The 24,351-nt window shown below is 67.3% G+C and carries 29 protein-coding genes and 1 tRNA gene; 13 read left to right on the top strand and 17 right to left on the bottom strand.

Annotated elements, in window-relative coordinates; translation table 11 throughout:
* Window positions 1-287: 287 nt before the first annotated feature.
* The 7 genes from ACFQ4E_RS15310 to ACFQ4E_RS15280 form a co-directional block, all read right to left on the bottom strand.
* The gene (locus ACFQ4E_RS15310) at window positions 288-1,544 is read right to left on the bottom strand and encodes an aspartate kinase (RefSeq protein ID WP_386805056.1); all 1,257 of its coding nucleotides are present in this window, start codon (window positions 1,542-1,544) and stop codon (window positions 288-290) included.
* Window positions 1,545-1,611: 67 nt separating this feature from the next.
* Window positions 1,612-2,064 (bottom strand): SgcJ/EcaC family oxidoreductase, encoded by a 453-nt coding sequence (locus tag ACFQ4E_RS15305; RefSeq protein WP_386805054.1) that lies wholly within the window; start codon window positions 2,062-2,064, stop codon window positions 1,612-1,614.
* A 3-nt stretch (window positions 2,065-2,067) separates the two neighbouring features.
* Window positions 2,068-2,712 (bottom strand): SDR family oxidoreductase, encoded by a 645-nt coding sequence (locus ACFQ4E_RS15300; RefSeq protein ID WP_386805052.1) that lies wholly within the window; start codon window positions 2,710-2,712, stop codon window positions 2,068-2,070.
* 59 nt (window positions 2,713-2,771) lie between these two features.
* The gene (locus tag ACFQ4E_RS15295; RefSeq protein ID WP_386805051.1) at window positions 2,772-3,197 is read right to left on the bottom strand and encodes a DUF1178 family protein; all 426 of its coding nucleotides are present in this window, start codon (window positions 3,195-3,197) and stop codon (window positions 2,772-2,774) included.
* Between the two features lie 78 nt (window positions 3,198-3,275).
* The gene (locus tag ACFQ4E_RS15290; protein ID WP_386805049.1) at window positions 3,276-4,475 is read right to left on the bottom strand and encodes a 3-deoxy-D-manno-octulosonic acid transferase; all 1,200 of its coding nucleotides are present in this window, start codon (window positions 4,473-4,475) and stop codon (window positions 3,276-3,278) included.
* An 82-nt stretch (window positions 4,476-4,557) separates the two neighbouring features.
* Window positions 4,558-4,989 (bottom strand): DUF302 domain-containing protein, encoded by a 432-nt coding sequence (locus ACFQ4E_RS15285; RefSeq protein WP_386805048.1) that lies wholly within the window; start codon window positions 4,987-4,989, stop codon window positions 4,558-4,560.
* Between the two features lie 177 nt (window positions 4,990-5,166).
* A tRNA-Thr gene (locus ACFQ4E_RS15280) sits at window positions 5,167-5,241 on the bottom strand.
* Between the two features lie 97 nt (window positions 5,242-5,338).
* Here ACFQ4E_RS15280 and ACFQ4E_RS15275 point away from each other — a divergent pair.
* The 10 genes from ACFQ4E_RS15275 (at window position 5,339) to murD (ending at window position 12,858) form a co-directional block, all read left to right on the top strand.
* On the top strand, window positions 5,339-5,500 hold the full coding sequence (locus ACFQ4E_RS15275) for a hypothetical protein (protein ID WP_386805046.1): 162 nt from the start codon (window positions 5,339-5,341) through the stop codon (window positions 5,498-5,500).
* A 3-nt stretch (window positions 5,501-5,503) separates the two neighbouring features.
* Window positions 5,504-6,772, top strand: coding sequence for a UDP-N-acetylglucosamine 1-carboxyvinyltransferase (gene murA / locus ACFQ4E_RS15270; RefSeq protein ID WP_386805044.1), 1,269 nt, complete (start codon window positions 5,504-5,506; stop codon window positions 6,770-6,772).
* Window positions 6,769-7,233 carry a DUF2948 family protein gene (locus tag ACFQ4E_RS15265; protein WP_386805042.1) on the top strand — a complete coding sequence of 155 codons (465 nt, stop codon included), beginning with the start codon at window positions 6,769-6,771 and terminating at the stop codon, window positions 7,231-7,233. Before murA ends, ACFQ4E_RS15265 begins: the two co-directional genes overlap by 4 nt.
* Window positions 7,234-7,357: 124 nt before the next feature.
* Complete coding sequence (hisD, locus tag ACFQ4E_RS15260; protein WP_386805041.1) at window positions 7,358-8,659, top strand: histidinol dehydrogenase; 1,302 nt, start codon at window positions 7,358-7,360, stop codon at window positions 8,657-8,659.
* Window positions 8,660-8,813: 154 nt separating this feature from the next.
* Window positions 8,814-9,293 carry a UPF0262 family protein gene (locus ACFQ4E_RS15255; protein WP_386805039.1) on the top strand — a complete coding sequence of 160 codons (480 nt, stop codon included), beginning with the start codon at window positions 8,814-8,816 and terminating at the stop codon, window positions 9,291-9,293.
* Between the two features lie 2 nt (window positions 9,294-9,295).
* Window positions 9,296-9,742 carry an arsenate-mycothiol transferase ArsC gene (locus ACFQ4E_RS15250; protein WP_386805037.1) on the top strand — a complete coding sequence of 149 codons (447 nt, stop codon included), beginning with the start codon at window positions 9,296-9,298 and terminating at the stop codon, window positions 9,740-9,742.
* The gene (locus ACFQ4E_RS15245) at window positions 9,743-10,138 is read left to right on the top strand and encodes a ketosteroid isomerase-related protein (protein ID WP_386805035.1); all 396 of its coding nucleotides are present in this window, start codon (window positions 9,743-9,745) and stop codon (window positions 10,136-10,138) included.
* A complete protein-coding gene (locus ACFQ4E_RS15240) occupies window positions 10,135-10,782 on the top strand; it encodes a hypothetical protein (protein WP_386805033.1) in 648 nt (215 codons plus the stop codon). The genes ACFQ4E_RS15245 and ACFQ4E_RS15240 overlap by 4 nt, the downstream gene beginning before the upstream one ends.
* Before the next feature lies 1 nt (window position 10,783).
* Window positions 10,784-11,368 carry a GNAT family N-acetyltransferase gene (locus ACFQ4E_RS15235; protein ID WP_386805031.1) on the top strand — a complete coding sequence of 195 codons (585 nt, stop codon included), beginning with the start codon at window positions 10,784-10,786 and terminating at the stop codon, window positions 11,366-11,368.
* 89 nt (window positions 11,369-11,457) lie between these two features.
* A complete protein-coding gene (murD, locus tag ACFQ4E_RS15230) occupies window positions 11,458-12,858 on the top strand; it encodes a UDP-N-acetylmuramoyl-L-alanine--D-glutamate ligase (protein WP_386805029.1) in 1,401 nt (466 codons plus the stop codon).
* 68 nt (window positions 12,859-12,926) lie between these two features.
* On the opposite strand, the gene ACFQ4E_RS15225 is transcribed toward murD, so the two are convergent.
* The 5 genes from ACFQ4E_RS15225 to ACFQ4E_RS15205 all read right to left on the bottom strand — a co-directional run bounded on the left by ACFQ4E_RS15225 (window position 12,927) and on the right by ACFQ4E_RS15205 (window position 17,563).
* A complete protein-coding gene (locus tag ACFQ4E_RS15225; protein WP_386805106.1) occupies window positions 12,927-13,511 on the bottom strand; it encodes a GNAT family N-acetyltransferase in 585 nt (194 codons plus the stop codon).
* A complete protein-coding gene (locus ACFQ4E_RS15220) occupies window positions 13,511-14,773 on the bottom strand; it encodes a M16 family metallopeptidase (protein ID WP_386805027.1) in 1,263 nt (420 codons plus the stop codon). Before ACFQ4E_RS15220 ends, ACFQ4E_RS15225 begins: the two co-directional genes overlap by 1 nt.
* A complete protein-coding gene (thrC, locus tag ACFQ4E_RS15215; RefSeq protein WP_386805025.1) occupies window positions 14,770-16,158 on the bottom strand; it encodes a threonine synthase in 1,389 nt (462 codons plus the stop codon). The genes ACFQ4E_RS15220 and thrC overlap by 4 nt, the downstream gene beginning before the upstream one ends.
* Complete coding sequence (locus ACFQ4E_RS15210) at window positions 16,155-16,850, bottom strand: SURF1 family protein (protein ID WP_386805023.1); 696 nt, start codon at window positions 16,848-16,850, stop codon at window positions 16,155-16,157. Before ACFQ4E_RS15210 ends, thrC begins: the two co-directional genes overlap by 4 nt.
* Window positions 16,851-17,065: 215 nt before the next feature.
* Complete coding sequence (locus ACFQ4E_RS15205; RefSeq protein ID WP_386805022.1) at window positions 17,066-17,563, bottom strand: lactoylglutathione lyase family protein; 498 nt, start codon at window positions 17,561-17,563, stop codon at window positions 17,066-17,068.
* A gap of 108 nt (window positions 17,564-17,671) precedes the next feature.
* On the opposite strand from ACFQ4E_RS15205, the gene ACFQ4E_RS15200 reads away from it, so the two are divergent.
* Window positions 17,672-18,568, top strand: coding sequence for a LysR family transcriptional regulator (locus ACFQ4E_RS15200; RefSeq protein ID WP_386805020.1), 897 nt, complete (start codon window positions 17,672-17,674; stop codon window positions 18,566-18,568).
* Window positions 18,569-18,647: 79 nt separating this feature from the next.
* Here the strand turns inward: ACFQ4E_RS15200 and ACFQ4E_RS15195 are convergent, their stop codons facing one another.
* From ACFQ4E_RS15195 to coxB, 5 genes are all read right to left on the bottom strand, one after another.
* A complete protein-coding gene (locus ACFQ4E_RS15195; protein WP_386805018.1) occupies window positions 18,648-19,448 on the bottom strand; it encodes a cytochrome c oxidase subunit 3 in 801 nt (266 codons plus the stop codon).
* A gap of 28 nt (window positions 19,449-19,476) precedes the next feature.
* Window positions 19,477-20,064 (bottom strand): cytochrome c oxidase assembly protein, encoded by a 588-nt coding sequence (locus ACFQ4E_RS15190; protein WP_386805016.1) that lies wholly within the window; start codon window positions 20,062-20,064, stop codon window positions 19,477-19,479.
* Window positions 20,064-20,237 (bottom strand): hypothetical protein, encoded by a 174-nt coding sequence (locus ACFQ4E_RS15185; RefSeq protein WP_386805014.1) that lies wholly within the window; start codon window positions 20,235-20,237, stop codon window positions 20,064-20,066. Before ACFQ4E_RS15185 ends, ACFQ4E_RS15190 begins: the two co-directional genes overlap by 1 nt.
* Window positions 20,234-21,169, bottom strand: a complete 936-nt coding sequence (gene cyoE / locus ACFQ4E_RS15180) for a heme o synthase (protein ID WP_386805013.1) — start codon at window positions 21,167-21,169, stop codon at window positions 20,234-20,236. Before cyoE ends, ACFQ4E_RS15185 begins: the two co-directional genes overlap by 4 nt.
* Window positions 21,170-21,262: 93 nt before the next feature.
* Window positions 21,263-22,111: a cytochrome c oxidase subunit II gene (coxB, locus tag ACFQ4E_RS15175; protein WP_386805011.1), complete on the bottom strand. Its 849-nt coding sequence runs from the start codon at window positions 22,109-22,111 to the stop codon at window positions 21,263-21,265.
* A 193-nt stretch (window positions 22,112-22,304) separates the two neighbouring features.
* On the opposite strand from coxB, the gene tldD reads away from it, so the two are divergent.
* Together tldD and ACFQ4E_RS15165 are read left to right on the top strand one after the other, a co-directional pair.
* The gene (gene tldD, locus ACFQ4E_RS15170; protein WP_386805009.1) at window positions 22,305-23,729 is read left to right on the top strand and encodes a metalloprotease TldD; all 1,425 of its coding nucleotides are present in this window, start codon (window positions 22,305-22,307) and stop codon (window positions 23,727-23,729) included.
* A 128-nt stretch (window positions 23,730-23,857) separates the two neighbouring features.
* The coding region (locus tag ACFQ4E_RS15165) for a DNA-processing protein DprA (protein WP_386805007.1) at window positions 23,858-24,351 on the top strand (494 nt) is incomplete at its 3' end.

Raw genomic sequence — 24,351 nt, 5'->3', positions numbered from 1 at the left:
CTACGCGATCCTTGGGGTGTCCCGGGGACAAGCTATAGGGGAGAGCGGGGGGCAAGGGGAAGAGCGCGCGCCACGGAAGCCGCTTGCAGACCCGCATCGGAGGCCCGTGACGGTGGCGTTTTGTGCGATCCCGCGATGGACATTACGCCGGAGATGCCGAGCGTAGCATCGGTGCGAGCGATGCACCGGGGGGCTCTGCGCCCCGAGCGCTCCGCCCTGATCGGCCCTGATCGCCGACGATCCTCGATGAGCGGCGTCCTGAACGAGCGCCGCTCCGGCAAGACCGCTCAGGCCTTCTCCAGCTCGAACGCGTCGTGCAGCGCCTGCACCGCCAGCTCCATGTAGCGCCGGTCGATCAGCACCGAGATCTTGATCTCGGAGGTCGCGATGATCTTGATGTTGATGTTCTCGCGCGCCAGCGTGTCGAACATCTTTGCCGCGACCCCGGCATGGCTGCGCATGCCGATGCCCACGACCGATACCTTGGCGACCTCGGTCTCGGTCTCCAGCCGCTCGTAGCCCAGTTTCCCGGCCGTCCGCGCCTCTTCCAGCGCCTTCTCGGCGCGCTTGAGCTGGTCGGTCGGGCAGGAGAAGGTCATGTCGGTGACCCCGCCCTCGTGGTGCTGGTAGTTCTTCTCCGAGATGTTCTGGACGATCATGTCCACGTTCACACCCGCCTCGGCCAGCGTGCCGAAGATCGCCGAGGCGATGCCCGGCCGGTCCTCGACCGTCACCAGCGTCACCTTGGCCTCGTCGCGGGAATAGGCCACCCCGGCCACGACTTTCGATTCCATGATGTCCTCCTCGCCCGTGACGAGCGTTCCGGCCTCGTCCGAGACCTCTTCGAAGCTCGACAGAACCCTGAGCTTCACCTTGTAGCGCATGGCCAGTTCGACCGACCGGGTCTGCAGCACCTTGGCGCCGAGGCTGGCGAGCTCGAGCATCTCCTCGAAGGCGATGCGGTCGAGCTTGCGGGCCTTGGCGCAGATCCGCGGATCGGTGGTGTAGACGCCGTCCACATCCGTGTAGATGTCGCAGCGCTCGGCATCGAAGGCGGCGGCGAAGGCCACCGCGGTCGTGTCCGACCCGCCGCGTCCGAGCGTGGTGATCCGGGCCTCGGGGCTCAGCCCCTGGAACCCCGCCACCACGGCGACCTTCATGCCTTCCTCGAACTTGCGGGTGATGTTCTCGGTCGGGATGTCCTCGATCCGCGCAGCGCCGTGCGCCGAGGTGGTCAGGAGCGGCACCTGCCAGCCCTGCCAGGACCGCGCGGGCACGTCCATTTCCTGCAGCGTCAGCGCCATGAGGCCGGCGGTCACGTTCTCGCCCGAGGACACGACGGCATCGTATTCGCGCGCGTCGTAGAAGGGCGAGGTCTCGTTCACGAAGCCCACGAGCTTGTTGGTCTCGCCCGACATGGCCGAGACGATGACGATCACGTCATAGCCCTTGGCCACCTCGACGCCGACGCGCTTGGCGGCGCGGCGGATGCGATCCAGCGTAGCGACGGACGTGCCGCCGAATTTCATCACCAATACGGGCATGGGCCGTCCCTGGGCGTGTTGTCGCGCCGCCTTTACTGCCGGTGGGCGGCTGGCGCAAGACCGCAGGTCAGTCGCGGTAATCCGCCGCAGCGAGCCCGTGCTCTCCGGCCATCAGCGTCTCCGCTCCGGGCACGACATCGGTGTTCTGCGCCGCGACCGCCTGCCACCCGGTCTCGAGACGCTCCAGCACGAAGGTCAGGATCGCGCGCCTCTCTCCCGCGGCCTCGCCCTCGGGCGTGCGCTGGCCCGTCAGACGGAAGCGGCACTGGACGAGGGCATGGGTCTCGCCGAGGTGCCGAACCCGGGTGGCGCCGGGGGTGAGCGTGGTCTCGGAGAAGAAGCTCTTGAGCGCGTAGTCATGCGCCTTCGCGATGGCGGCGCGGTCATGCCACCAGAGACCGACGACGTTCACGAACTCCGCGTCCTCGGCGAAGAGCGCGCCGATCTCGGCCCCGTCGCGGGTCGCCCAGGCCGTCGCGAAGGCCTTCGGGAACTCGTCTGGAGAGGCGGGCAGCGGCATGGCTCAGTAGGGGTGGGGACGGCCGTCCCAGGTCTCGAAACAGCCCGTCGTGTCGAGCGACAACGCATCGAACCGCTCGACCAGCCCGTCCGCCGCTTCGCCGACCGAGAGATCCGCCGAGCCTCCTCCCATATCCGTGCGCACCCAGCCGGGATGGTAGATGCCGACCGCGATCCCGCGCGGTTTCAGATCCGCCGCAAGGTTTCTCCCGAGATTGAGCGCCGCGGATTTGGACGCGCGGTAGATGTAGCTGCCGCCCGGCGCGCGCTCCGACGAGGCCATCTGCGACGAGATGATCGCGATCTTGGGCGCCTCGGACCGTTCCAGCGACGGCAAGAGCGCCTGCACGGTCAGGAACACGCCGGTGACGTTCACCGCGAAGCTCTGCGCCCACATCTCGGGCGGAAACCCACCTTCGAGCGGCTCGCCCTTGTCGAGATAGACGCCGGCATTGCAGATGAGCAGATCGAGCGCATCGTCCTTCATGCGCCGCCCGAGCTTCTCGATCGAGTTCGGATCGGTCACGTCGAGGTCGATGAGACCGTCGAAGCTGCGGGCGGTGGCGAGGGTTTCGTCGCCGCGAGAGGTGTAGCGCGTCGCAAGGGACGCGCCGATGCCGCGATTGGCGCCGGTGATGAGAACACGCATGGGAAGGGGCCTATGAATTGAGTATGTTGCCCAGCTACGTGGAGCCGCTCAGGCGCGGGTCAATTGCTCTTGCGTGTCGGCCGGAAGGGAAGGGGGGCGACGGGGATGCCGTCCTCGATCAGCTTCTTGGCGTCCTCGCGGCGCGCCTCGCCCCAGATCGGGCGCTCTTCGGCCGAGCCTTCGTGGATGGCGCGCGCTTCTCGGGCGAAATTTGTCCCGACATAGTCGGAGGTCTTCTCGACCTCGGCGCGCAGTTTCGCGATGGCCTGCTCGGCCGGAGATTTCGGCGCGCTGAGTGGGGTTTTGGTGGCCGCCGTATCGGATTTGCCAACACGCGGGGTCATGAGTTCCTTCTCGACCTTGTCCGAGCCGCAGACCGCACAGGTCACATGCCCTGCCGCGGCAAGGCTGTCATAGGCATCGGACGAGGCGAACCAGCTGTCGAAGCTGTGACCCTCGGCGCATCTGAGCGAATAGCTGATCATCTGGCGACCGGCATCCCTTTGGTCTTTGTCTAAAATGGGGGCCCTCGCGCGATCCGGCAAGGGCGCGTCATGTCGCGCTCAGGTTTCGGGAAGGAGCGGTAAGAGCCGCGCCATCAGCGCGTCGAGATCGGCGGCGCCGGCGAGAGCGGCGCGCCCGGCCTCTCCCATCTCGGTCTGGCGCGCCGGGTCCGAGAGCCGGCGCAGCGCCTGCGCCAGCGCCTCGGCGGTCTCGACACGGATCGCCGCGTCCGCCTCGTGAAGCCGCGCGAAGGGTGCGGCGTTCTTGCCGATATCGGGGCCGTGGATCAGGGCGCAGGCAAAGCGGGCGGGCTCGTAAGGCGTGTGGCCGCCCACATCCGCCATCGTGCCTCCGACAAAGACGCGTCCCGCGAGGCGATACCAGAGCACCATCTCGCCCATCGTATCCGCGAGATAGACCGCGGCCTGTCCCGGCGCATCCCCGGTACTGCGCCGCGCCAGCATCAGCCCGGCGCCCCGCACGAGATCGGCAATCTCGTCGCCCCGGCGCGGATGGCGCGGCGCGAGGATCAGGCGCAGACCCGGCTCCGATTTCCGCGCCTGCCGGAAGGCGTCGAGCACGATCCGCTCTTCGCCGTCATGGGTCGAGGCGGCAAGCCAGGTGCGGCCGCGGCGGAAGGCCTCTTCCAGCATCCTGTCGGGGGCGAGGTCCGGCAGGCTGACAAGCGCCTTGAGATCTGTGACCGGTCCCGCTGCCTGTTCCGGCAGTCCGAGCGCGCGAAATCGCGCCAATGACGCGGGTTCCTGCGCCGACAGAAGCGCGATCCGCCCGAGGCTTGCCCGCGCCGTGCCGGGCAGCCGCCGCCAGAGCCGCGCGCTTTTCTCCGTCATCCGTGCCCCGAGCGCGATCACCGGGCCGCGGGTCAGGCGGATACGGTTCGGCCAGAGTTCGCTCTCCATGGTCAGATGCGCCGCCACGCGCCAGCGCGACAGCACCCGGCGCGTCGGCCCGGACAGATCAATGGGAGCCAGCCGCGCCTCGAACCCCATCTCCCGCGCCAGCGCCACACCGGTTTCGCTGTTGCAGGTGACGAAGAGCGGCAGATCCGGCCGGGCCTCCTGCAGTGCCGCGATCACCGGCCGCGCCGAGGCCAGTTCGCCGTTCGAGGCCGCGTGTAGCCACAGATGCGGCCGCGCGGCCCGCGTTGTCTCAAGCCCGAGCCGCTCACGCCATTGACCGCGCGCTTTCCACAAGAGGAGCGGCGCGGCGAGGGTCAGCAAGAGGCGGTAAGCGAACATCCGGGCTCCGACATGGGGTCGGATGTGCCTTACCGCGCGGCACCGCGCAGGGAAAGCCGCGCCAGTGACGCGCGGCGCGGCGTCAGTTGCCCGAGGCGTCCCGGGCGATCTCGTCGAGAAGGGCCTGAGCCTCCTGCATCGGGCCCTCGGGGAAGCTGCGATAGCCGATCATCACTTCGTCGCCGGTATCGGCCACGAAGATGCCGTAGGGACAATGCGCGATGTTCATCCGGTCGGCCTCCATCACGTTGCGCGAGGTCACGGCGGCGCAGAAGAGGTAGACATCCGCCGCCTCGAAGAGCGCGACTTCGCTGCCGACATCCGCACCGGTGCGCGCGAGCATGGCGCCGACATGGCTGACGAAATCGACCACCAGGCCGCGCTCGATGATGGCGTTCTCGACCGCGAAGGCGGCATCCTCGAAGCTCCCCTCGACCGGGTAGGTGACGACGCCGTCGGCGGCGACCGGTCCGGCGAGCGCCACTATCACGGCGGCTGCGACTATGCGTGTCATCCAGGCTCTCCTCCACGAGATTGCCCGCCAAGCATGGGCGACGGAGAGGAACCGGGCCATGACCTGCATCAAATGGCGGAGGTCGCGGTGCGGGTGGGATATTCGAAAGACATGGAACGCCTTGGCCCGCGGCGGGGAGGGGCTTTGCCCCATGCTCTCAGGGTCGCGGGTGGATGATGGTGCTGCTGGACAGGATTGAACTGTCGACCTCTCCCTTACCAAGGGAGTGCTCTACCACTGAGCTACAGCAGCGCCGACACCTATGGTGTGCGCGGGTCTCTAATGGCAATTCCACAAGGGCGCAAGCGCAATCTGGACCCTTTTTCGCCCCTGCGATAAAGGGGGCGGCATGGAGCAGAAACCCGGCGCCAAACCCAGCCAGAGCGAGAGCCGCGAAGCGCGGCTGAAGGCTGCGCTCAAGGCCAACCTGGCACGGCGCAAGGCGCAGGCCCGCGCGCGGGCCGAGGACAGCGCCAAGACCGGCGCGGACCCGGACACAACAAAGGACTGAGGCATGGATTCGATCGTCGTCACAGGCAATGGCCCGCTCTCGGGAGAGATCCCGATCGCGGGTGCAAAGAATGCCTGCCTCACGCTGATGCCGGCCACGCTTCTGAGCGAAGAGCCGCTGACGCTCACCAACGCGCCGCGGCTGTCGGACATCCGCACGATGACCACGCTCCTGCAATCGCTGGGCGCCGAGGTCTCGGCCCTGCAGGAGGGCAAGGTGCTGGCGCTCTCCTCGCACGCGATCACCAACCAGAAGGCCGAGTATGACATCGTGCGCAAGATGCGCGCCTCGATCCTGGTGCTCGGGCCGATGCTGGCGCGCGAGCACGCGGCGGTGGTGTCGCTGCCCGGCGGATGCGCCATCGGGGCCCGGCCCGTCGACCTGCACCTGCGGGCGCTTGAGGCGATGGGCGCCGAACTCGATCTCCGCGACGGCTATGTGCATGCCAAGGCCCCGGGCGGTCTCAAGGGCGGTGTGGTCGAGTTCCCGCTCGTCTCGGTCGGCGCGACCGAGAACGCGCTCATGGCCGCGACCCTTGCGAAGGGCACGACGGTCCTGAAAAACGCGGCGCGCGAGCCCGAGATCGTCGACCTGGCCCAGTGCCTGATCAAGATGGGCGCGCAGATCGACGGCGCGGGCACCGACACGATCACCATCCAGGGCGTCGATCGCCTGGGCGGGGCGACCCATCAGGTCGTCACCGACCGGATCGAGCTTGGCACCTACATGTTGGCCCCCGCGATCTGCGGCGGCGAGGTCACCTGCCTCGGCGGCCGGATCGATCTGCTCGCGGCCTTCTGCGAGAAGCTCGACGCCGCGGGCATTACGGTCGAGGAAACCGAGGCCGGTCTCAAGGTCGCGCGCAAGGCGGGGCGGGTCCACGCGGTCGATGTCACGACCGAGCCGTTCCCCGGCTTTCCGACCGACCTGCAGGCGCAGATGATGGCGCTTCTCTGTATCGCCGAGGGAACCTCGGTGCTTGAAGAGAAGATTTTCGAGAACAGGTTCATGCATGCCCCCGAGCTGATGCGGATGGGCGCGCAGATCGACGTGCATGGCGGCACAGCGACCGTCACCGGTGTCGAGCGCCTGAAAGGCGCGCCGGTGATGGCCACCGACCTGCGCGCCAGCGTGTCGCTGATCCTCGCGGGGCTCGCGGCCGAGGGAGAGACGGTGGTCAACCGCGTCTATCACCTCGACCGGGGCTACGAACATGTCGTCCGCAAGCTCTCGGGCGTGGGCGCGAAGATCGAAAGGATCCACGGCGAATGACCGAAGATGCACGGTTCGAGGATGGCGGCGAGCGACCGCTCCACCTGGGCGCGATGGATCCCGACGATCTGGCGGTGCTGTCGGCTCTCGTGCAGGACGCGGTGGTGCCGGTCTCCGAGATCAGCTGGCGCCCGAAGGAGCGCAGGCTGGCGCTTCTCCTGAACCGGCTCCGGCACGAACAGCCCGGCCGCGGCGGGGTCGAGCGCGTACAGACGGTTTTGGTGGTCGAGAATGTGCTGGGCGTGGCAAGCCAGGGCGTGGACCGGAGCGACCGCGATATGGTCCTGTCGCTCCTGTCGGTGACATTCGCGCCGGGAGAGGATGGCGCAGGCCATGTCGAGCTGGCCTTTGCCGGGGACGGCGATCTCCGCGCGGAAGTGGAGGCGCTCGAGCTGGTCCTCAAGGACGTCACGCGCCCCTATCTTGCCCCCTCCGGCAAACGCCCCACGCATCCCGACTGACGGAGCCGAAATCCGATCCGGATTTCGCGCGAATTCCGGATCGGAATTCGGCCCGCGCTTGAGGCTGGCAGCGGGTCGTCTATAAGCCGGGCGCAGCCCTCTGCCCCGTGACAAGGACCGCGCGATGCCCGTCTTTCTCGACACGACCGACCCGAATTTCGAGACCGGGTTCGCCGCGCTCCTTTCGGCCAAGCGGGAAGACAGCCCCGATGTGGACGACACCGTCGCGGCGATCATCTCCGAGGTGCGCGCCCGGGGCGATGCGGCGCTCATCGACTACACCGCCCGGTTCGACCGTCTGAGCCTGACGCCCGAGACCCTCGCGATCTCGCGCGACGAGGTCGATGCCGAGATCGCGCGCGTCTCGTCCGAAGACCGGGCCGCGCTCGAACTCGCCGCCGGCCGCATCCGCACTTACCACGCGCGCCAGATGCCCGAAGACGCCCGCTGGACCGACGAGACCGGCGCCGAGCTGGGCTGGCGCTGGGGGCCGGTTTCGGCGGCCGGGCTCTATGTGCCGGGCGGCCTCGCCTCCTATCCCTCCTCGGTCCTCATGAACGCGATCCCGGCCAAGGTCGCGGGCGTCGGGCGGCTCGCCATTTGCGTGCCGGCCCCGGACGGTGTCCTGAACCCGCTCGTTCTCCTGGCCGCGCGCCTCTCGGGCGTCGACGAGATCTACCGGATCGGCGGCGCGCAGGCGATCGCGGCGCTGGCCTATGGCACCGAGACCATCGCGCCCGTCGACAAGATCACCGGACCGGGCAATGCCTATGTCGCCGCTGCCAAGCGGCGGGTCTTCGGCAAGGTCGGGATCGACATGATCGCGGGTCCTTCGGAAATCCTCGTCATCGCCGATGGCGAGGCCGATCCCGACTGGATCGCGCTCGACCTGATGAGCCAGGCCGAGCATGACGAGAGCGCCCAATCGATCCTGATCACTCCCGATGCCGCCTATGGCCGCGCCGTGGCCTCTGCGGTGGATGCGCGTCTCGAGACGCTCGAACGCCGTGCCATCGCGGGCGCCTCTTGGCGCGATTTCGGCGCGATCATCACCTGCCGCGACCTGGACGAGGCAGCGCAGCTCTCGAACCGGGTCGCCCCGGAGCACCTGGAGCTCTGCGTCGCCGATCCCGAAGCGCTCAGCGAGAAGATCACCCATGCCGGGGCGATCTTCCTCAGTCACTGGACGCCCGAGGCGATCGGCGACTATGTCGGCGGCCCGAACCACGTCCTTCCTACCGCCCGCTCGGCGCGGTTCTCGTCCGGCCTTTCGGTGATGGATTTCCTCAAGCGCACCACGCTCGCGCGGATGACGCCCGAAGCGCTGCGCGCCATCGGGCCCGCGGCCGAGGCGCTCGCCGCGTCGGAGAGCCTCGAGGCGCATGGGCTTTCGGTGACCGCACGCCTGCGGATGCTCAACGAGTGATCATCGACGCATCCCGTCAAGCATCTGAAACTGCTCAAGTTCAAGCGCGCATGCGACGAAAGGCGACATCTGCGTTCTGGCCGAAAGGTTGCATTGCTCGCCACCGCTCTGCAGGCTAGGTTCTGACCCGACCCTCCTTCTTGGACCCGTTCTCATGTCCAGCATCGTCCATATCGAGCTCGACGACGCCAACCTGCCGCCTCCGACCCCCGAGATCGAGCAGGAGCGCAAGGTCGCGATCTTCGACCTGATGGAGAAGAACAGCTTCGCGCTGGCCGCGCGGGATGACCGCCCGATCCCGCCGGGGCCCTACAATGTTGCCCTCTCGATCCGGGACCGCCGACTGGTCTTTTCGGTCACGCCCGAAACCGGCGGCGCGCCGTCCGAGTTCCACCTCTCGCTCTCGCCCTTCCGGCAGGTGGTCAAGGACTACTTCCAGATCTGCAAAAGCTATTTCGACGCGGTCAAATCGCTGCCGCCGAGCCAGATCGAGACCATCGACATGGCGCGACGCGGCATCCATGACGAGGGTGCGCGAATCCTGGTCGAGCGGCTCGACGGCAAGGCCGAGATCGACGAGGACACCGCCAGGCGGCTCTTCACGCTGATCTGCGTCCTGCATTACGGGGGCTGAGGGTGCCGGACCGCTTGCCCCAGTCGGTGCTTTTCTGCTGCGATCACAATGCCGTCCGGTCTCCGATGGCCGAGGGCATCATGAAAAAGCTCTACGGGTTCGACACCTACGTGCAATCCGTGGGCGTGCTCAGCGATCTCGATATCGACGGCTTCGCCATCGCCGCCTGCCAGGAGATCGGCGTCGAACTCTCCCGCCACCGCGCGCGCAATTTCGAAGAGCTCGAGCAGATGGGCGAGGCGCTGTCGGGCTTCGACCTGATCGTCGCCATGTCGCCCGCCTCGCAGCGCCAGGCGCTCGACCTGACGCGGCTCTTCCACCTCACGGTCGAATACTGGCCGGTTCTCGACCCGACCGGCCTCGGCGAAAGCCGCGAGGCCAAGCTCAACGCCTACCGTCAAACGCGGGACCAGATCCGCGACCATCTCATCAGAAAATGGGGCCAGTGAATGTCCAAAGCCGTGCTCGAACGCTATTTCGACGCCTTCAACCGCAAAGACACCGAGGCGATGCTCGATTGCCTGACCGATGACGTTGCCCATTACGTCAACGAGGGCGCGATCCGCGAGGGCAAGGAGGCGTTCCGCGCCTTCTGCGATCACATGTCCCGCTGCTACGACGAGAAGCTGACCGAGATGGTCCTGTTCGACGCCGAGGACGGCGCCCGGGGCGCGGCGGAGTTCATGGTGAACGGCACCTATCTCGAGAGCGATGACGGGCTGCCGCCCGCCTCGGGGCAGACCTACCGGCTGCCCGCGGGGTCGTTTTTCTCGTTCCGGGACGGCAAGATCGCGCGCGTCGTGACCTATTACAACCTCGCCGACTGGATCCGGCAGGTCTCGTGACGCGCGGGGCGCGGCTTGCCACGACGCTCTGCGCGGCAGCGCTCGCCGGTCCGGTCTGGGCCGGGGAGCTCTCGGTGGTGCCGGGCAGGGTCGAGCCGGACTGCCGGGCCGGACGCGCGCAATCCTACGACGAATGCGGATCGCAGCTTGATCATCTCGCCACCGCCCTTGCCCGGGCCGAGGCGGAGGACAAGCATGTGCTCGCGATCTACGGCGCCGAGTGGTGCATCTGGTGTAATGTGCTCGACGCCCATCTGGCGGGTGAACGCGGGATCTTCGGATACCTGGTCGAGGGCGAGCGCGTCGGCATGGTCGAGACGCCGGAGCCCGGCGCCGCCGAGGCCAGTGCGGCGCTGTCCGAGTTCGCCGCCCGATCCTTTGTCATCCTGCATGTCGAAGGGCAATATGCGCCGGACGGAGACGCCGTTCTCGCCGCCACCGGCGCTGCCGAGACCCTCGCGGGCTGGATACCTTATGTCTTCGTTCTGGACCGCGATGGTCGCTATGCCGGGAAGCTTGCCGAATTCGAGGACCTGCCGGAGCTGGAGCGGCGGCGCGACGGCATCCTGCCCTATCGCGGATATGACCGTGCGGTGCTCTTGAGGGAATTGCAGCGGCTCGACCGGGCCGCAAAAGGAGAGTGACATGATCGACTGCCGGGTATTGACCGGATCCGAGCTGGAAGAGGCGCTGGACGGCGTGGCCAAGCTCCGGATCGAGGTGTTTCGCGCATTCCCGTATCTCTACGACGGAGATGTCGCCTATGAGCGCGACTATCTCCAGACCTACCGCAACAGCCCGAACGCGATTCTCGTGGCGGCGTTCGACGGCGCGCGTCTGGTCGGTGCCTCGACCGGCACGCCGATGGAGGATCACGCCGGCGATTTCGCCGCTCCCTTCGCCCGCACGGGTCTCGAGCTTGAGACGCTGTTCTACTGCGCCGAATCGGTGCTTCTGCCCGAATATCGCGGCCACGGGATCGGGCACCAGTTCTTCGATCTCCGCGAGCGCCACGCCCGCAGCCTCGGGCGGAGCCACGCGGCGTTCTGTTCGGTCGTCAGACCGGCGGATCATCCGCTGAAGCCCGAGGACTACCGCCCGCTGAACGGCTTCTGGCGCAAGCGCGGCTACGAGCCGCTGCCGGGGGTGGTCGCGCAGTTTCGCTGGAAGGATATCGACCAGCCCGACGAGACCGATCACGAGCTGCAGTTCTGGATGCGCGAGCTGTGATCCCAGGCAGGCGGCCCCGTCGGGACGTCTGCTTTCCAACGCCCCGGTGATCGGTTAGCGCTGGTGCGGCACGCATAGAGGGGGCATGCATGATTCCGGTCTCTGGCTTCGAGGGCGCGCGCGTCGGCGTGCTGGGTCTTGGCCGCTCCGGCCTGACGGCCGCCCGGGCGCTTGCCGCAGGTGGCGCGACGCCTGTTCTCTGGGACGACAACCAGGGGCCCAGGTCCCGTGCCGAGGACGAAGGGTTCGAGACAGCCGATCTGACACGCGTGGATGTGGCCGAGACGCTGGCCACGCTGATCGTCAGCCCCGGCATCCCGCATCTCTATCCCGCGCCGCACCCCGCCATCGCCGCCGCGCTGGCCGTGGGGGTCCCGGTCGACAACGATATCGGCCTCTTCTTCCGCTCGCTCGGCTCCGGTGCCTGGGATGCGCTCGACACCCCGCCCAAGGTCATCGCGGTGACCGGCTCGAACGGCAAGTCGACCACCTCGGCGCTGATCCATCATCTCCTGAAGAGCGCCGGAAAACCCGCTGAGCTTGCAGGAAATATCGGGCGCGGGGTGCTCGATCTCGACCCGCCCGGCGAGGGCGCGGTGATCGTGCTGGAGCTGTCGAGCTACCAGACGGACTTGGCCCGCGCGCTGACCCCCGATGTGGCGGTCTTCACCAATCTCTCGCCCGATCACCTCGACCGGCATTGCGGGCTCGGCGGCTATTTCGCGGCCAAGCGCAGGCTCTTCGCCGAGGGCGGGCCGGACCGCTGCGTAATCGGGGTCGACGAGGTCGAGGGGCGCTTCCTCGCCAACCAGATCGGTGCCGCGCCGGGCGACGACCGGGTGATCCGCGTGTCCTCGGGCACGAAGCTGTCCGGTCCCGGCTGGTCGGTCTTCGCGAAGAAGGGGTTTCTGTCGGAGTGGCGCAAGGGGCGGCAGGTCGCGGCCATCGACCTGCGGGGCGTGCCGGGGCTGCCCGGCGCGCACAACCACCAGAACGCCTGCGCGGCCTATGCCGCCTGCCGGGCGCTGGGACTCGGACCGAAGCTGATCGAGGCCGGTCTCGCGAGCTTCGCCGGGCTGCCCCACCGCAGCCAGATCGTCGCCGAGGCGGGCGGCGTCCGCTACGTCAACGACAGCAAGGCGACCAATGTCGATGCCGCGTTGAAGGCGCTTCTGGCCTTCGACCGCATCCGCTGGATCTGCGGCGGATTGATGAAGGAGGGAGGCCTTGCCGGTCTCGCGCCCGGGCTCGACCATGTGCGCAAGGCCTATGTCATCGGTCGCGAGGCCGAAGGCTTCGCTCTTGGCCTGCCGGGCGTGGAGGCCGAGATCTGCGGCACGATGGAGGCCGCCGTAACGCGCGCCGTCGCCGAGGCGGAGCCGGGAGAGACGGTGCTCCTGGCGCCCGGGGCTGCCAGTTTCGACCAATACGACAATTTCGAGCAGCGCGGCAACGACTTCACCACCCGCGTACGCGCCGCTCTGGCCTGAGCGAGGCCGAATTCCGAACCGGAATTCGCGCGAAATCCGGATCGGATTTCGCCACCGGCGCGGCAAGATCAGCCGATCTGGGTGCGTCCGCGCCGGTCGCCCCGGAGCTGGGCGTAGAGCACGTGGGTGCGCCAGCGGCCGCCGATCTGCAGGTAGCTCTGCGCCACGCCTTCGTATTTGAAGCCCGACCGCTCCAGAAGCCCCCGCGAGGCCACGTTCTCGGGCAGGCACGCGGCCTCGATCCGGCTCAGGTCCATCCGTTGGAACGCGTGGTGCACCATCGCCGCAATCGCCTCGCGCATGAAGCCCTGCCGTGCGAAGGGCTGGCCGGTCCAGTAGCCGAGCGTCGCCGATTGCGCCGGACCCCGGCGGATATTGTCGAGCGACAGCGCGCCCACGAGCTGCTGATCTCCGCGCCGGATCAGGAAGAGAGGCACCGCGGTGCCCTGCGCAATCGACCGATTGGCCCAGTAGACGCGGTTGGTGAAGGCGCGGCGCGAGAGGTGATCGTCGGCCCAGGCAGGCTCCCAGGGCTGCAGGAAGGCGCGGCTGTCGCGGCGCAGCGACGTCCAGGCGTTGTAATCGGAATGGACCGGCGCGCGCAGCGTCAGCCGCTCGGTCTCAAGCCGGAACTTGCGCCGGAGACCGAGCATCACGCCACCCGACGCTCCTGGATCGCGGCCAGGTCGGGCGCACCGGAGACCGGTCCGTAGAGCGCCAGCGCGGCAGGGGCGCGCGTCGCAGTGAGCTCGGCGAAATCGCGCACCTCTTCGCGGGTCACCGCATCGATCCGGGCGATCGTCTCCTCGAGGCTCGGCACCGCACCCCAGATCTGGATCATTCGCGCATGCCGTTCGGCCCGCGCCGAGGGGCTCTCGAGACCCATCAGAAGCCCGGCTTTCATCTGCGCCCGCGCCCGTGCGATCTCTTCCTCGGTCATGTCCGAGGCCGCGCGCTTCAGCTCGTCCACGGTGATCTCGGTCAGGCGGCCCAGATCCTCGGCCGAGGTTCCGGCATAGATCGTCGTCATGCCCGTATCGGCATAGGCGCCGGTCTGCGCGAAGATCGTGTAGCAGAGCCCGTGTTTCTCGCGGAGCTCCTGGAAGAGCCGCGAGGACATGCCGCCGCCCAAAGCGGTCGCGTAGATCTGGGCGGTGTAGAACTGCGGATCGCGGTAGCCGGGGCTCTCGAAGGCCAGCGCGATATGCGCCTGCTCCAGGGGCTTGTCGTGGCGCGTCTCGCCGCCGGTGAAGCGCGCTGTCGGCGCCTCGGCCTGCGGGCGGGAGCCGAGATGCCCGAACAGCGCTTTGGCCTGCTCGACGATCCGGTCATGATCGACCGCACCCGCCGCCGACAGGATCATCTGCTCGGGGCCGTAATGCTCGTCGACGAAACGGGCGAGGTCGTCGCGCCCGAAGGTCGACACCCGCTCCGAGGGGCCGAGGATCGTGCGCCCCAAGGGCTGATCGGGATAGGCCTGTTCCTGGAGCCAGTCGAAGATCACATCGTCGGGCGTGTCGAGCGCCTGTCCGATCTCCTGCAGGATCACATGCCGCTCGGTCTCGATCTCGCGCGAATCAAAGAGCGGATTCAGGAGGATGTCGGCGATCACGTCGAGCGCCAGCGCGGTGTCGGGCTCGAGCACCCTGGCGTAGAAGGCGGTGACCTCGCGGCTCGTGTAGGCGTTGATGTAGCCGCCGACATCCTCGATCTCCTCGGCGATCTTCAGCGCCGTGCGCGTCGCTGTCCCCTTGAACGCCATGTGTTCGAGGAAATGCGCGATGCCGTTCTGTTCGGGCCGCTCGTGGCGGCCGCCGGCGCTGACCCAGATGCCGAGCGAGGCGGAGCGGAGGCCAGGCATGTGCTCGGTCACGATGCGAAAGCCGTTGGGCAAGGTGGTTGTGCGAAGGGTCACGAGCCGATGCGCTCCTCGATCAGGGTCTCGAGCGCGGCGAGATCGTTTTCGGCGCGGGTGATCCGCTCGGGCCGCTCGAAGAGATCGGCCATGCGCGGCGGCAGGCCGGGCCGGATGCCGGTCGCTGTCTCGACCGCGTCGGGGAATTTCGCCGGATGCGCGGTGGCCAGCGTGATCATCGGCACGGCGGGATCGCGCTGGGCTTCGGCGACATGCACGCCGACCGCCGAATGCGGGCAGAGAAGCTCGCCCGTGGTCCGATGCAGCCGGGCGATTGTCTCAAGCGTCTCCTCTTCCGAGGCGCGCCCAGAGGAGAACTGCTCGCGCAGCGTCTCGAGCGCGCCCTGGCTCACCCGGAACCCGCCCGATTTCAGCTCGTCCATCAGCTGCGCCACCGCGGCGCCGTCTCGGCCATAGGCGTCGAAGAGCGCGCGCTCGAAATTCGAGCTGACCTGGATGTCCATCGAGGGCGAGATCGACGGCGTCACCGTGTCGGTCTCGTAGGCGCCGCTCGACAGGCAGCGATGCAGGATGTCGTTCTGGTTCGTCGCGACCACCAGCCGGTCGATGGGCAGGCCCATGCGCTTGGCGATGTAGCCCGCGAAGATGTCGCCGAAATTTCCGGTGGGCACGGTGAAGCTGACCGCGCGTTCGGGCGCGCCGAGCTCGAGGGCGGAGGTCACGTAATAGACGACCTGCGCCAAGACCCGCGCCCAGTTGATCGAGTTGACGCCCGCAAGCCGCACCCGGTCGCGGAACTCGAAATGGTTGAACATGTCCTTGAGGCGCGCCTGGCAATCGTCGAAATGCCCGTCGAGCGCGATGGCGTGCACATTGGCCTCGGACGGCGTCGTCATCTGGCGCCGCTGCACGTCCGAGACGCGGCCATGCGGGTAGAGGATGAACACGTCGACCGCGTCGAGACCGCGGAAGGCCTCGATCGCCGCAGAGCCGGTGTCGCCGCTGGTGGCGCCGACGATTGTCACGCGCTCGCCGCGGCGGGTCAGCGCCTCTTCGAAGAGCTGACCGATGAGCTGCATGGCGAAATCCTTGAACGCCAGCGTCGGCCCGTGGAAAAGCTCGCAGAGGAAATGCCCGGGGGCGAGCTGCACCAAGGGCGCGCGTGCGGCGTGGCCGAAGCTTGCATAGGCCTTGCCGATCAGGTCGCCGAACACCTCGTCCGAGAAGCTTTCGTCGACGAAGGGCCGCATGACCCGGAACGCGACCTCCTCGTAGGAGAGCCCGCGCATCGCCCGGAAATCGCCCGCCGAGACCTGCGGGACCTCCGCGGGCACGTAGAGGCCGCCATCGCGGGCGAGGCCCGACAGCATCGCCTCTTCAAAGCTCAGGTCCGGGGCCGCGCCGCGGGTCGAGACGTATCTCATCGGGTGCCTTTCTCTGGGTCCACCGCGCCGAAGCCGCCGCGCCGGATATAAATACCCGTCATCGCGATCCAAACGGCGGCCAGCGAGAACCATGTGATTGCGTATTGCAGATGATCGTTCGGAATGCCCTCGATCGAGACCGGCAGCGGGTCGATGCCCGGGGCAGGGGGCGTCTCGGTCTTGGCGATCACGAGAAGCGGTTCGGTCCCGAGCGTCTCGGCCAGCGGGCCGATGTCGCGGGCGAACCAGATATTGCGCTCGGTCTCGTTCGCCGGTGTCGCGGAGTTGCGGTCGTCGGGCCAGTGCAGGTTACCGGTCACCTCCGCCGGTCCGACGCGGCGCTCGGCGTCCTTGTCCTGCGTCGGCACGAACCCGCGGTCGAGGAGGATCAGGCGGCCCGCGTCGGTCCGGAATGGCGCGATGATGCGGTAGCCCGCGCCCTGCCGCTTGACCGAGACGAGGACATGAACCTCGCCGGGCAGGACCTCGCCCGTGAGCGCGACCGGCTGGTAGCGCTGCTCGGTCGGCGCGATCATCGTCGGGAGCGGCTCGGCCGGGCCGTCGATGGTCGAGGTGATCTCGTTCAGGACGCCGCGCTTCCATTCCAGGCGCTGCAGTTGCCAGGTCCCGAGCCACAGCAGGATCGCCGTGCCGAGAAGGCCGATCAGGAGAGGGAAGGCGAGACGTTGCACTGGGGCGCTCGACGGGTCCGGAACGAAAGGTTTCCGTCCTCTAGCGCCTGCGCCGCCCGTGTTCAACGACCCGCGCGCGGGACCGGGTGCCGCGGCGCGGATTTCGAAGGCGAAATCCGCACGGAAAACGTCTCGTTTTCCGGCGCCGGTGGATGCCGCGGAGCACTTGTCCGAGAGGCGCGCGGGCTCGGACAGGCCCGCGCGCGTCAGGATGGTCACGAATAGGCGCCTGCGGAATAGGTCAGCTCGTAGCTGTGGCTGTAGAGCTCGAAGACGATCCCGAACGGGTCCTCGACATAGACCATGCGGTAAGGCTTTTCGTCTGGGAAATATTCCCGCACCGGCATCCGCTGCTTGCCGCCGGCGGCGACGATCTTCTCCAGTAGCCCTTCGAGATCGGGATCCTGCACCGCGAAGTGGAAGGTCCCGTGGCGGCGATAGTCGAAGTTCTCCTCGGGCTCGGAATTGCCTTCGAACTCGAAAAGCTCGAAGCCGATTCCCTCGGCGGTCGACAGATGCGCGATGCGGAGCTTCCCCCAGCCGGGGCCGAAGACATCGGTGCACATCTGGCCGATGGCGCTGTCATCCTCGACCACTTCCGAGGGCTGCATGAGAACGTAGAAGCCCATCACCTCCGAGTAGAAGCTCAGGGCGGCATCGAGATCCGGCACCGAGAGGCCGATATGGGAGAAACTGCGGGGCGGGGTGGTCATGGGGGCCCTCCTGGATTGGCGTTGCTGTGTTGAGACAGAAGGTAGGCTGTCACCGCGCGTCGTTGAAATTATCATTTGAGATGATTTCGATAACGCTACGCTATGATCATGCTGAACGCCCTCTGGCTTGAGACCTTCACCGAGCTTTGCGAGACCGGTCATTTCACCCGGACCGCCGCGAAGCTCGGAATGACGCAGCCGGGCGTCTCGCAGCATCTGCGCAAACTCGAGGCTCAGCTCGGCACCGCCCTCATCGCGCGCGACGGCAAGGGCTTCGTTCTGACCGCTGCGGGCGAAGAGGTCCTGGCGCTGGGCCGCGCCCGTCGCGAGGAGGAGCGCGCCCTGAGGGACCGGATCGGCACGGACGATCCCGATAGCGGCGAGGCGTCGATCGCCTGCTCGGGCTCCTTCGCGACGCTGCTCTATCCGCAGATCCTCGACCTCATGGCCTCGCGGCCGGGGCTCGTTGTGCATCTGGTCGCGGCGCCGCGCTCGAGCGTTATGACCCGCGTGGGCGAGGGCACCTCGGATTTCGGCATCGTCGAGGGCGCGCCGGAGGGGCCGCGGCTCGATACCGAGCTTCTGGGCCGCGAAGAGACCTGTCTCGTCCTGCCGCAAGGCGATGTTCCCGACGAGATCACGCTAGCAGCGCTCGATGCGCGCGGGCTGATCGGGCATCCCGATGCCGAGGGCTACGCCGATGCGCTCTTCGGCGCGAATTTCGGCGCGGCCTATCGTGGGGTCGACCGGTTGCGGCTCCGCGGATCGGTCAACCAGATCGGCCAGATCACGGCACCTGTGGCGCGCGGTATCGGCTACACCGTCCTGCCACGCAGCGGCGTCGAAGCGGCGTCCGATGCCGGAAGGCTCGCCTGTCCGGCGCTGGCCGAGCGTTGCTACCGCGAGCTCTGGCTCGTCTGGCGGCGTGGGCGGCCCTTGAGCGCGCGGCTCGAAAAGCTCGCGGGTCTGATCCGCGACACCGCGAAGCGCGTGGACGCGAGCTGAGGCGAGTACCGGTCCCCAAACGAAAACGCGCCCGCCGGGAGGGGCGGGCGCGTTAGGTCATCTCGGGACGAGGGGTGGCTCAGCCGCCCCAGATGTAGACGGCGGCAAAGAGGAAGAGCCAGACCACGTCCACGAAGTGCCAGTACCAGGCGGCGGCCTCGAAGCCGACATGCTTCTCCTGGGTGAAATGCCCGCGCATCAGCCGCAGGAGGCAGATGAACAGGAAGATCGTGCCGATGACCACATGCGCGCCGTGGAAGCCCGTCGCCATGAAGAAGTTGGCGCCGTAGATGTTGCCGGAGAAGCCGAAGGCGGCGTGGCTGTATTCATAGATCTGGAAGACCGTGAAGAGCACGCCGAGCGCGATCGCGATGATCAGGCCCCATTTCATGTCCTTGCGGTTGTTCTCGTGCACCAGGGCGTGGTGAGCCCAGGTCGCGGCCGCACCGGAGCAGAGCAGGATCAGCGTGTTGATCAGCGGCAGGTGCCAGGGGTCGAAGGTCTCGATCCCGGCCGGCGGCCAGACGCCGTCGACCGCGGGGCTCTGCGGGCCCATCGGGTACATGGCGTGTTTGAAGAACGACCAGAACCAGGCGAAGAAGAACATCACCTCGGACATGATGAAGAGGATGAAGCCGTATTTCAGGCCGATCCGCACCACCGGGGTGTGATCGCCGACGATGCTCTCGGTGACAACCTCGCCCCACCAGGCATACATGACGTAGAGCACGCCGATGAGGCCGATGATGAAGGCCCAGGGGCCGTGGTCATGGAACCACAGCACGGCTCCGAACAGCATGATGAAGCCCGAAACCGCGCCCACGAAGGGCCAGATGGAGGGGTTCAGGATGTGGTAATCGTGGTTCTTCGCGTGCGCCATGTGGTCCTCTGTCCCGCGTTGGAAGCCGTTAGTTGACTGTCGTGTCCGGTGTCTCGGCACCGGTATCGAGAGCGGCCTGCGCGTCTTCAGGCAGATCGATCTCGTAGAAGGTATAGGAAAGCGTGATCTCTTTCACGTATTTCGCGTCGCCATCCTCGACGAGCGCCGGATCGACGAAGAAGCTCACCGGCATCTGCACCCGCTCGCCGGGCTGCAGCACCTGTTCGGTGAAGCAGAAGCACTCGATCTTGTCGAAATAGCTGCCCGCGATGAACGGGGCGACGTTGTAGCTTGCCTGACCGGCGACGGGGCGGTCGGTCGGGTTGTAGGCCTCGTAGAAGGCCAGACCCTGCTCGCCGATCTTGAGCCGCATGGATTTCTCCACCGGCTTGAACTCCCACGGCATGCCGCGCTCGGTATTGGCGTCGAAGCGCACCGTGATCTCGCGCTCGAGCACCGTGTCCGAGGACGCCTTGGCGGTGCTGGTCGCGCCGCCATAGCCCGTGACCGCGCAGAACCAGGAATAGAGCGGCACCGACGCCCAGGCCATCGCGCCCATGAAGAGCACGACGCCAACGAGCCGGGTCACGACGCGGGAATTTGCCGAGAGTGCCATCAGTTCGTCTCCGTTCCGACAGTGGTGGCGCGGGCCGGCTCGTAATCGCCGCGCGACACCTTGACCACGGTCAGGCCGAAGATGACGGCGATGAACCCGGCGAGAACCAGGCCGACGCCCAGATTGCGCCCGAAGCGGCGCGTGTGGATCTCGTGCTGCTTGGACAGGCTCATGCCCAGACCCCCAGCCGGACGAGGGCGGCATCGACCAGGATCGCGCCGAAATGGGCGAAGAGGTAGAGCAGCGAGAGTTTGAAGAAGCTCTTCTCGACGGCGTAGTTGTCCGCCTCGGCCATGTCCTCGTCACGGCGCCAGATGTCGACGGCCCCCTTGAGGAAGAGCGCGTTCAGCACGAGCGCGGTGGCCATGTAGACCGGACCGCCCAGAGTGGTGAAGCCGGTGGCGATGGCGAGAACCGCCAGAAGAACGGTGTAGATCAGGATGTGACGACGGGTCGCCGGGCGGCCATGGGTGACCGTGAGCATCGGCACGCCCGCGTTGTCGTAATCCTTGCGCATGAAGAGCGCGAGCGCCCAAAAATGCGGCGGCGTCCACATGAAGGTCAGGCAGAACATCAGCACGGATTCGACCGAGATGCCGCCCGTGGCCGCAGCCCAGCCGATCATCGGAGGGAAAGCGCCCGCCGCGCCGCCGATAACGATGTTCTGCGGTGTCCAGCGCTTGAGCCACATCGTGTAGACCACGACGTAGAAGAAGATCGTGAAGGCCAGAAGCCCCGCGGCCACCCAGTTCGTGGCCAGCCCGAGGAAGACCACCGACAGCACCGACAGAAAGAGCCCGATGGCCAGCGCCTCGTCCGAGGTCACTCGGCCCGAGGGGATCGGGCGCTTCTGGGTGCGGCGCATCACCGCGTCGATGTCGCGGTCCCACCACATGTTGAGCGCGCCCGAAGCACCGCCGCCCACGGCGATGAAGAGGATCGCGCAGAAGCCCACGAAGGGGTGCAGCGAGACCGGAGCGGCCAGGAGGCCGACGAAGGCGGTGAACACCACCAGCGTCATCACGCGCGGCTTCAGAAGCGCGAAGAAGTCGCCGAATTGCGCTTCGCTCTCATAGGGCCCGGTATTGACGCTCGTGTCGCTCATCGTCGCTCGCAGATGCCGCTTTCAAAACTTGTCGGAACGGTCAGGGGCGCGACGGTCGCGCCCCTGACGAGATAGGTCAGAGAAGGCGCGGGATCAGCCCCACTCTTCCTTCATCTGTGCGATCCAGGTCGCGTATTCCTCTTCCGAGACGACCTTCACGGTGATCGGCATGTAGGCATGCGCGATGCCGCAGAGCTCGGAGCACTGGCCGAAATAGATGCCTTCGCGCTCGGGCGTGAACCACAGATGCGCGAGGCGTCCGGGAACGCCGTCCTGCTTCACACCGAAGGCCGGGATGGTCCAGGAGTGGATCACGTCGCCGCCGGTCACGGTCAGGACCACGGTCTTGCCGACGGGCACCACGACGGGGGTGTCGGTGGCCAGAAGGAAGTGCTCGGGCTCGTAGCCGGCCTCGATCAGCTGCGCTTCGACATCCTCGTTGTAGGAGTTGTCGCCGCCGGTCGCGGGCGAGCCGATCATGTAGCTGTCATAGGCGAACTCGTCGTCGCTGTATTCGTAGCCCCAGTACCACTGGTAACCCGTCGCCTTGATGTGGATGTCGCCCTCGGGGATTTCCTGCTGGTTGAACAGGACCGGCAGCGAGAAGGCACCGATGAACACCAGGATGATGACCGGGACGATGGTCCACGCGATCTCGACCGGGGTGTTGTGGGTAAACTTCGCCGGGGTCGGGTTGGATTTCTGGTTGTAGCGGAAGATGCAGATCGCCAGCAGGGCCATGACGAAGAGCGTGATCACCGTGATGATGATCGTCACCATGCCGTCGAGCCAGTGAATATCCTCGGCGAGGCTGGTGGCTGCCGGTTGGAAGCCGAAGGCACCGTCTTTGGGCTGGCCGATCACCTCAAGCGCGTCCTGCGCGAAGGCCGGAGCGGCAAAGAAGGCGGCGGAGAGCGCCATCAGCATCGTTTTAAGTCGCATGTCTCACCCTGATCGGTTCTTGAACGTGTCACTGTTGTCGCGTGCGGGGGCGGGGGAACGCAAGCTTTCAGACCCCGCCGGTGTTGTTGCGGCTGCTTAAAACCATATTCTCGCAGCCAGATAAAGCTGGATACTTGCGGCAAAGAGACGCTTTGCGGAAGACCGACAAAAGGCCAAAGGCCAAGGAGACCCCATGACAGACGCGCCCTTCCGCCCATTCGAGACCCATCTCGACCGCGATCAGGCCACCGGCCTTCTGCGCACCGCGCTCGCCGGAGCCGAGGATGGCGAGCTCTTCTTCGAGCGAAAACGCTCCGAAGGGCTGCTCTTCGACGATGGCCGCGTGAAAACCGCCAGTTATGACGCTGCCGAGGGATTCGGCCTGCGCGCCGTGCGCGGCGAGGTCACGGGCTACGCGCATGCCACCGAGATCTCGGAAGCCGCGCTCAAGCGCGCGGTCGAGACCGCGCGCCTCGCCGTCGGCGATGGCGGCGGCACGATGGCGCCCGCGCCGGGGCGGACCAACCGCACGCTCTACACTGATGCCGATCCGATCGCGGGCACCCCGTTCGGGGTCAAGGTCGAGACCCTGCGCGAGATCGATTCGTTCCTGCGCGAGCTCGATTCGCGGGTGGTTCAGGTCACCGCCTCGATCGCGGCGAGCCTGCAGGAGGTCGCGATCCTGCGCGCCGATGGCGAGCTTGTCACCGACATCCGGCCGATGACCCGCGTCAATGTCAGCGTTATCGTCGAAGAGGACGGCCGCCGCGAAAGCGGCTCTGCCGGGGGCGGGGGGCGCTACGCGCTCGACGGGCTCCTCGAGCGCGACGCCTGGGAGGACAAGGCGCGCGAGGCGCTCCGGATCGCGCTCGTGAACCTGCGGGCCGAGGCTGCCCCGGCGGGCGTCATGGACATCGTCCTCGGGCCCGGCTGGCCCGGCATCCTTCTCCACGAAGCGGTGGGCCACGGGCTCGAGGGCGACTTCAACCGCAAGGGAACTTCGGCCTTCGCGGGCTTGATGGGCCAGCGGGTGGCGTCGCCCGGGGTCACGGTTCTCGACGACGGCACCATCCCGGATCGCCGCGGCTCGATCACCGTCGATGACGAGGGCACGCCCTCGGGCAAGAACGTGCTGATCGAGGACGGCATTCTCGTGGGCTACATGCAGGACCGCCAGAACGCCCGGCTGATGGGCGTGACGCCCACCGGCAACGGCCGCCGAGAGAGCTTCCAGCACGCGCCGATGCCGCGCATGACCAACACCTACATGCTGGGCGGCACCGCCACCCGCGTGGAGCTTGTGGGCGAGTTGAAGGACGGGCTTTACGCCGTGGGCTTCGGAGGCGGGCAGGTCGACATCACCAACGGCAAGTTCGTCTTCTCCTGCACCGAGGCCTATCGCGTGAAGAACGGCCGCATCGGTGCGCCGGTCAAGGGCGCGACCCTGATTGGCGACGGGGCGACCGCGCTTCAGCAGATTCGCGGTCTGGCCTCGGACATGGCGCTTGATCCCGGCATGGGCAATTGCGGCAAGCAGGGGCAATGGGTGCCGGTCGGCGTCGGCCAGCCGACCGTTCTGATCGGCGGGTTGACGGTGGGGGGCGCGCAGACCGGGTGACCGGGCGCGCCTTCGGGCCTTTTCACGGGCGTTTCGCGTCGTCGGACAGTTTTTTGCACCGATTTACCGGGCCTTAACCTCGTCTACCGTAAACCTTGTTCTGCAAGCAGACGGGGCCGCAGGGCAGCATGACCGGGGACGCATTTTCTTCCACTCACCCCCTACTCCCACCCACCTCGGAAGAGTCCCGCATCGCCTGGCTCCGTCTCTTGCGCTCGCGCCGGGTGGGGATCTCCACCTTCTACCGGCTGATGGCCGAACATGGTGCGGCCGAACCCGCGCTGGCGGCGCTTCCCGCGCTCGCCAGGGCCGCCGGGATCGAGGATTACACCACCTGTCCCGAAGGCGTGGTCCGGGCCGAACTGGCCGCGGGCCGTGCCGCACGGGCGCGGCTCATCTGTCGCGGCGATCCCGACTATCCCGCTCGGCTCGACGATCTGGCGGACGCCCCGCCCATGCTCTGGATGATCGGCGCGCCCGCGCTTCTGTCGCGGCCCGCGGTCGCGCTTGTCGGCGCACGAAACGCCTCGTCCCTGGGCCTCAGGATGGCGCGCGCCATCGCGCGCGGCCTTGGTGAGGCGGGCGTCGTCGTGGTCTCGGGGCTCGCGCGCGGCATCGACGC

The organism is Litorisediminicola beolgyonensis (assembly GCF_042679605.1).
GTDB lineage: Bacteria > Pseudomonadota > Alphaproteobacteria > Rhodobacterales > Rhodobacteraceae > Litorisediminicola > Litorisediminicola beolgyonensis.
The sequence above is the reverse complement of the archived record's forward strand: the minus strand, read 5'-3'. Positions and strand labels throughout refer to the sequence as shown.

What these genes read in the sequence shown, in the direction of transcription:
- ACFQ4E_RS15195 (WP_386805018.1), bottom strand. Translation starts at nt 19,448, where the DNA reads ATGGCGCACGCGAAGAACCACGATTACCACATCCTGAACCCCTCCATC.
- ACFQ4E_RS15245 (WP_386805035.1), top strand. Translation starts at nt 9,743, where the DNA reads ATGTCCAAAGCCGTGCTCGAACGCTATTTCGACGCCTTCAACCGCAAA.
- ACFQ4E_RS15190 (WP_386805016.1), bottom strand. Translation starts at nt 20,064, where the DNA reads ATGGCACTCTCGGCAAATTCCCGCGTCGTGACCCGGCTCGTTGGCGTC.
- ACFQ4E_RS15285 (WP_386805048.1), bottom strand. Translation starts at nt 4,989, where the DNA reads ATGACACGCATAGTCGCAGCCGCCGTGATAGTGGCGCTCGCCGGACCG.
- tldD (WP_386805009.1), top strand. Translation starts at nt 22,305, where the DNA reads ATGACAGACGCGCCCTTCCGCCCATTCGAGACCCATCTCGACCGCGAT.
- ACFQ4E_RS15235 (WP_386805031.1), top strand. Translation starts at nt 10,784, where the DNA reads ATGATCGACTGCCGGGTATTGACCGGATCCGAGCTGGAAGAGGCGCTG.
- ACFQ4E_RS15255 (WP_386805039.1), top strand. Translation starts at nt 8,814, where the DNA reads ATGTCCAGCATCGTCCATATCGAGCTCGACGACGCCAACCTGCCGCCT.
- cyoE (WP_386805013.1), bottom strand. Translation starts at nt 21,169, where the DNA reads ATGAGCGACACGAGCGTCAATACCGGGCCCTATGAGAGCGAAGCGCAA.
- ACFQ4E_RS15265 (WP_386805042.1), top strand. Translation starts at nt 6,769, where the DNA reads ATGACCGAAGATGCACGGTTCGAGGATGGCGGCGAGCGACCGCTCCAC.
- ACFQ4E_RS15310 (WP_386805056.1), bottom strand. Translation starts at nt 1,544, where the DNA reads ATGCCCGTATTGGTGATGAAATTCGGCGGCACGTCCGTCGCTACGCTG.
- ACFQ4E_RS15200 (WP_386805020.1), top strand. Translation starts at nt 17,672, where the DNA reads ATGCTGAACGCCCTCTGGCTTGAGACCTTCACCGAGCTTTGCGAGACC.
- ACFQ4E_RS15295 (WP_386805051.1), bottom strand. Translation starts at nt 3,197, where the DNA reads ATGATCAGCTATTCGCTCAGATGCGCCGAGGGTCACAGCTTCGACAGC.
- ACFQ4E_RS15205 (WP_386805022.1), bottom strand. Translation starts at nt 17,563, where the DNA reads ATGACCACCCCGCCCCGCAGTTTCTCCCATATCGGCCTCTCGGTGCCG.
- ACFQ4E_RS15225 (WP_386805106.1), bottom strand. Translation starts at nt 13,511, where the DNA reads ATGCTCGGTCTCCGGCGCAAGTTCCGGCTTGAGACCGAGCGGCTGACG.
- ACFQ4E_RS15275 (WP_386805046.1), top strand. Translation starts at nt 5,339, where the DNA reads ATGGAGCAGAAACCCGGCGCCAAACCCAGCCAGAGCGAGAGCCGCGAA.
- ACFQ4E_RS15185 (WP_386805014.1), bottom strand. Translation starts at nt 20,237, where the DNA reads ATGAGCCTGTCCAAGCAGCACGAGATCCACACGCGCCGCTTCGGGCGC.
- ACFQ4E_RS15300 (WP_386805052.1), bottom strand. Translation starts at nt 2,712, where the DNA reads ATGCGTGTTCTCATCACCGGCGCCAATCGCGGCATCGGCGCGTCCCTT.
- coxB (WP_386805011.1), bottom strand. Translation starts at nt 22,111, where the DNA reads ATGCGACTTAAAACGATGCTGATGGCGCTCTCCGCCGCCTTCTTTGCC.
- ACFQ4E_RS15290 (WP_386805049.1), bottom strand. Translation starts at nt 4,475, where the DNA reads ATGTTCGCTTACCGCCTCTTGCTGACCCTCGCCGCGCCGCTCCTCTTG.
- murA (WP_386805044.1), top strand. Translation starts at nt 5,504, where the DNA reads ATGGATTCGATCGTCGTCACAGGCAATGGCCCGCTCTCGGGAGAGATC.
- thrC (WP_386805025.1), bottom strand. Translation starts at nt 16,158, where the DNA reads ATGAGATACGTCTCGACCCGCGGCGCGGCCCCGGACCTGAGCTTTGAA.
- murD (WP_386805029.1), top strand. Translation starts at nt 11,458, where the DNA reads ATGATTCCGGTCTCTGGCTTCGAGGGCGCGCGCGTCGGCGTGCTGGGT.
- hisD (WP_386805041.1), top strand. Translation starts at nt 7,358, where the DNA reads ATGCCCGTCTTTCTCGACACGACCGACCCGAATTTCGAGACCGGGTTC.
- ACFQ4E_RS15305 (WP_386805054.1), bottom strand. Translation starts at nt 2,064, where the DNA reads ATGCCGCTGCCCGCCTCTCCAGACGAGTTCCCGAAGGCCTTCGCGACG.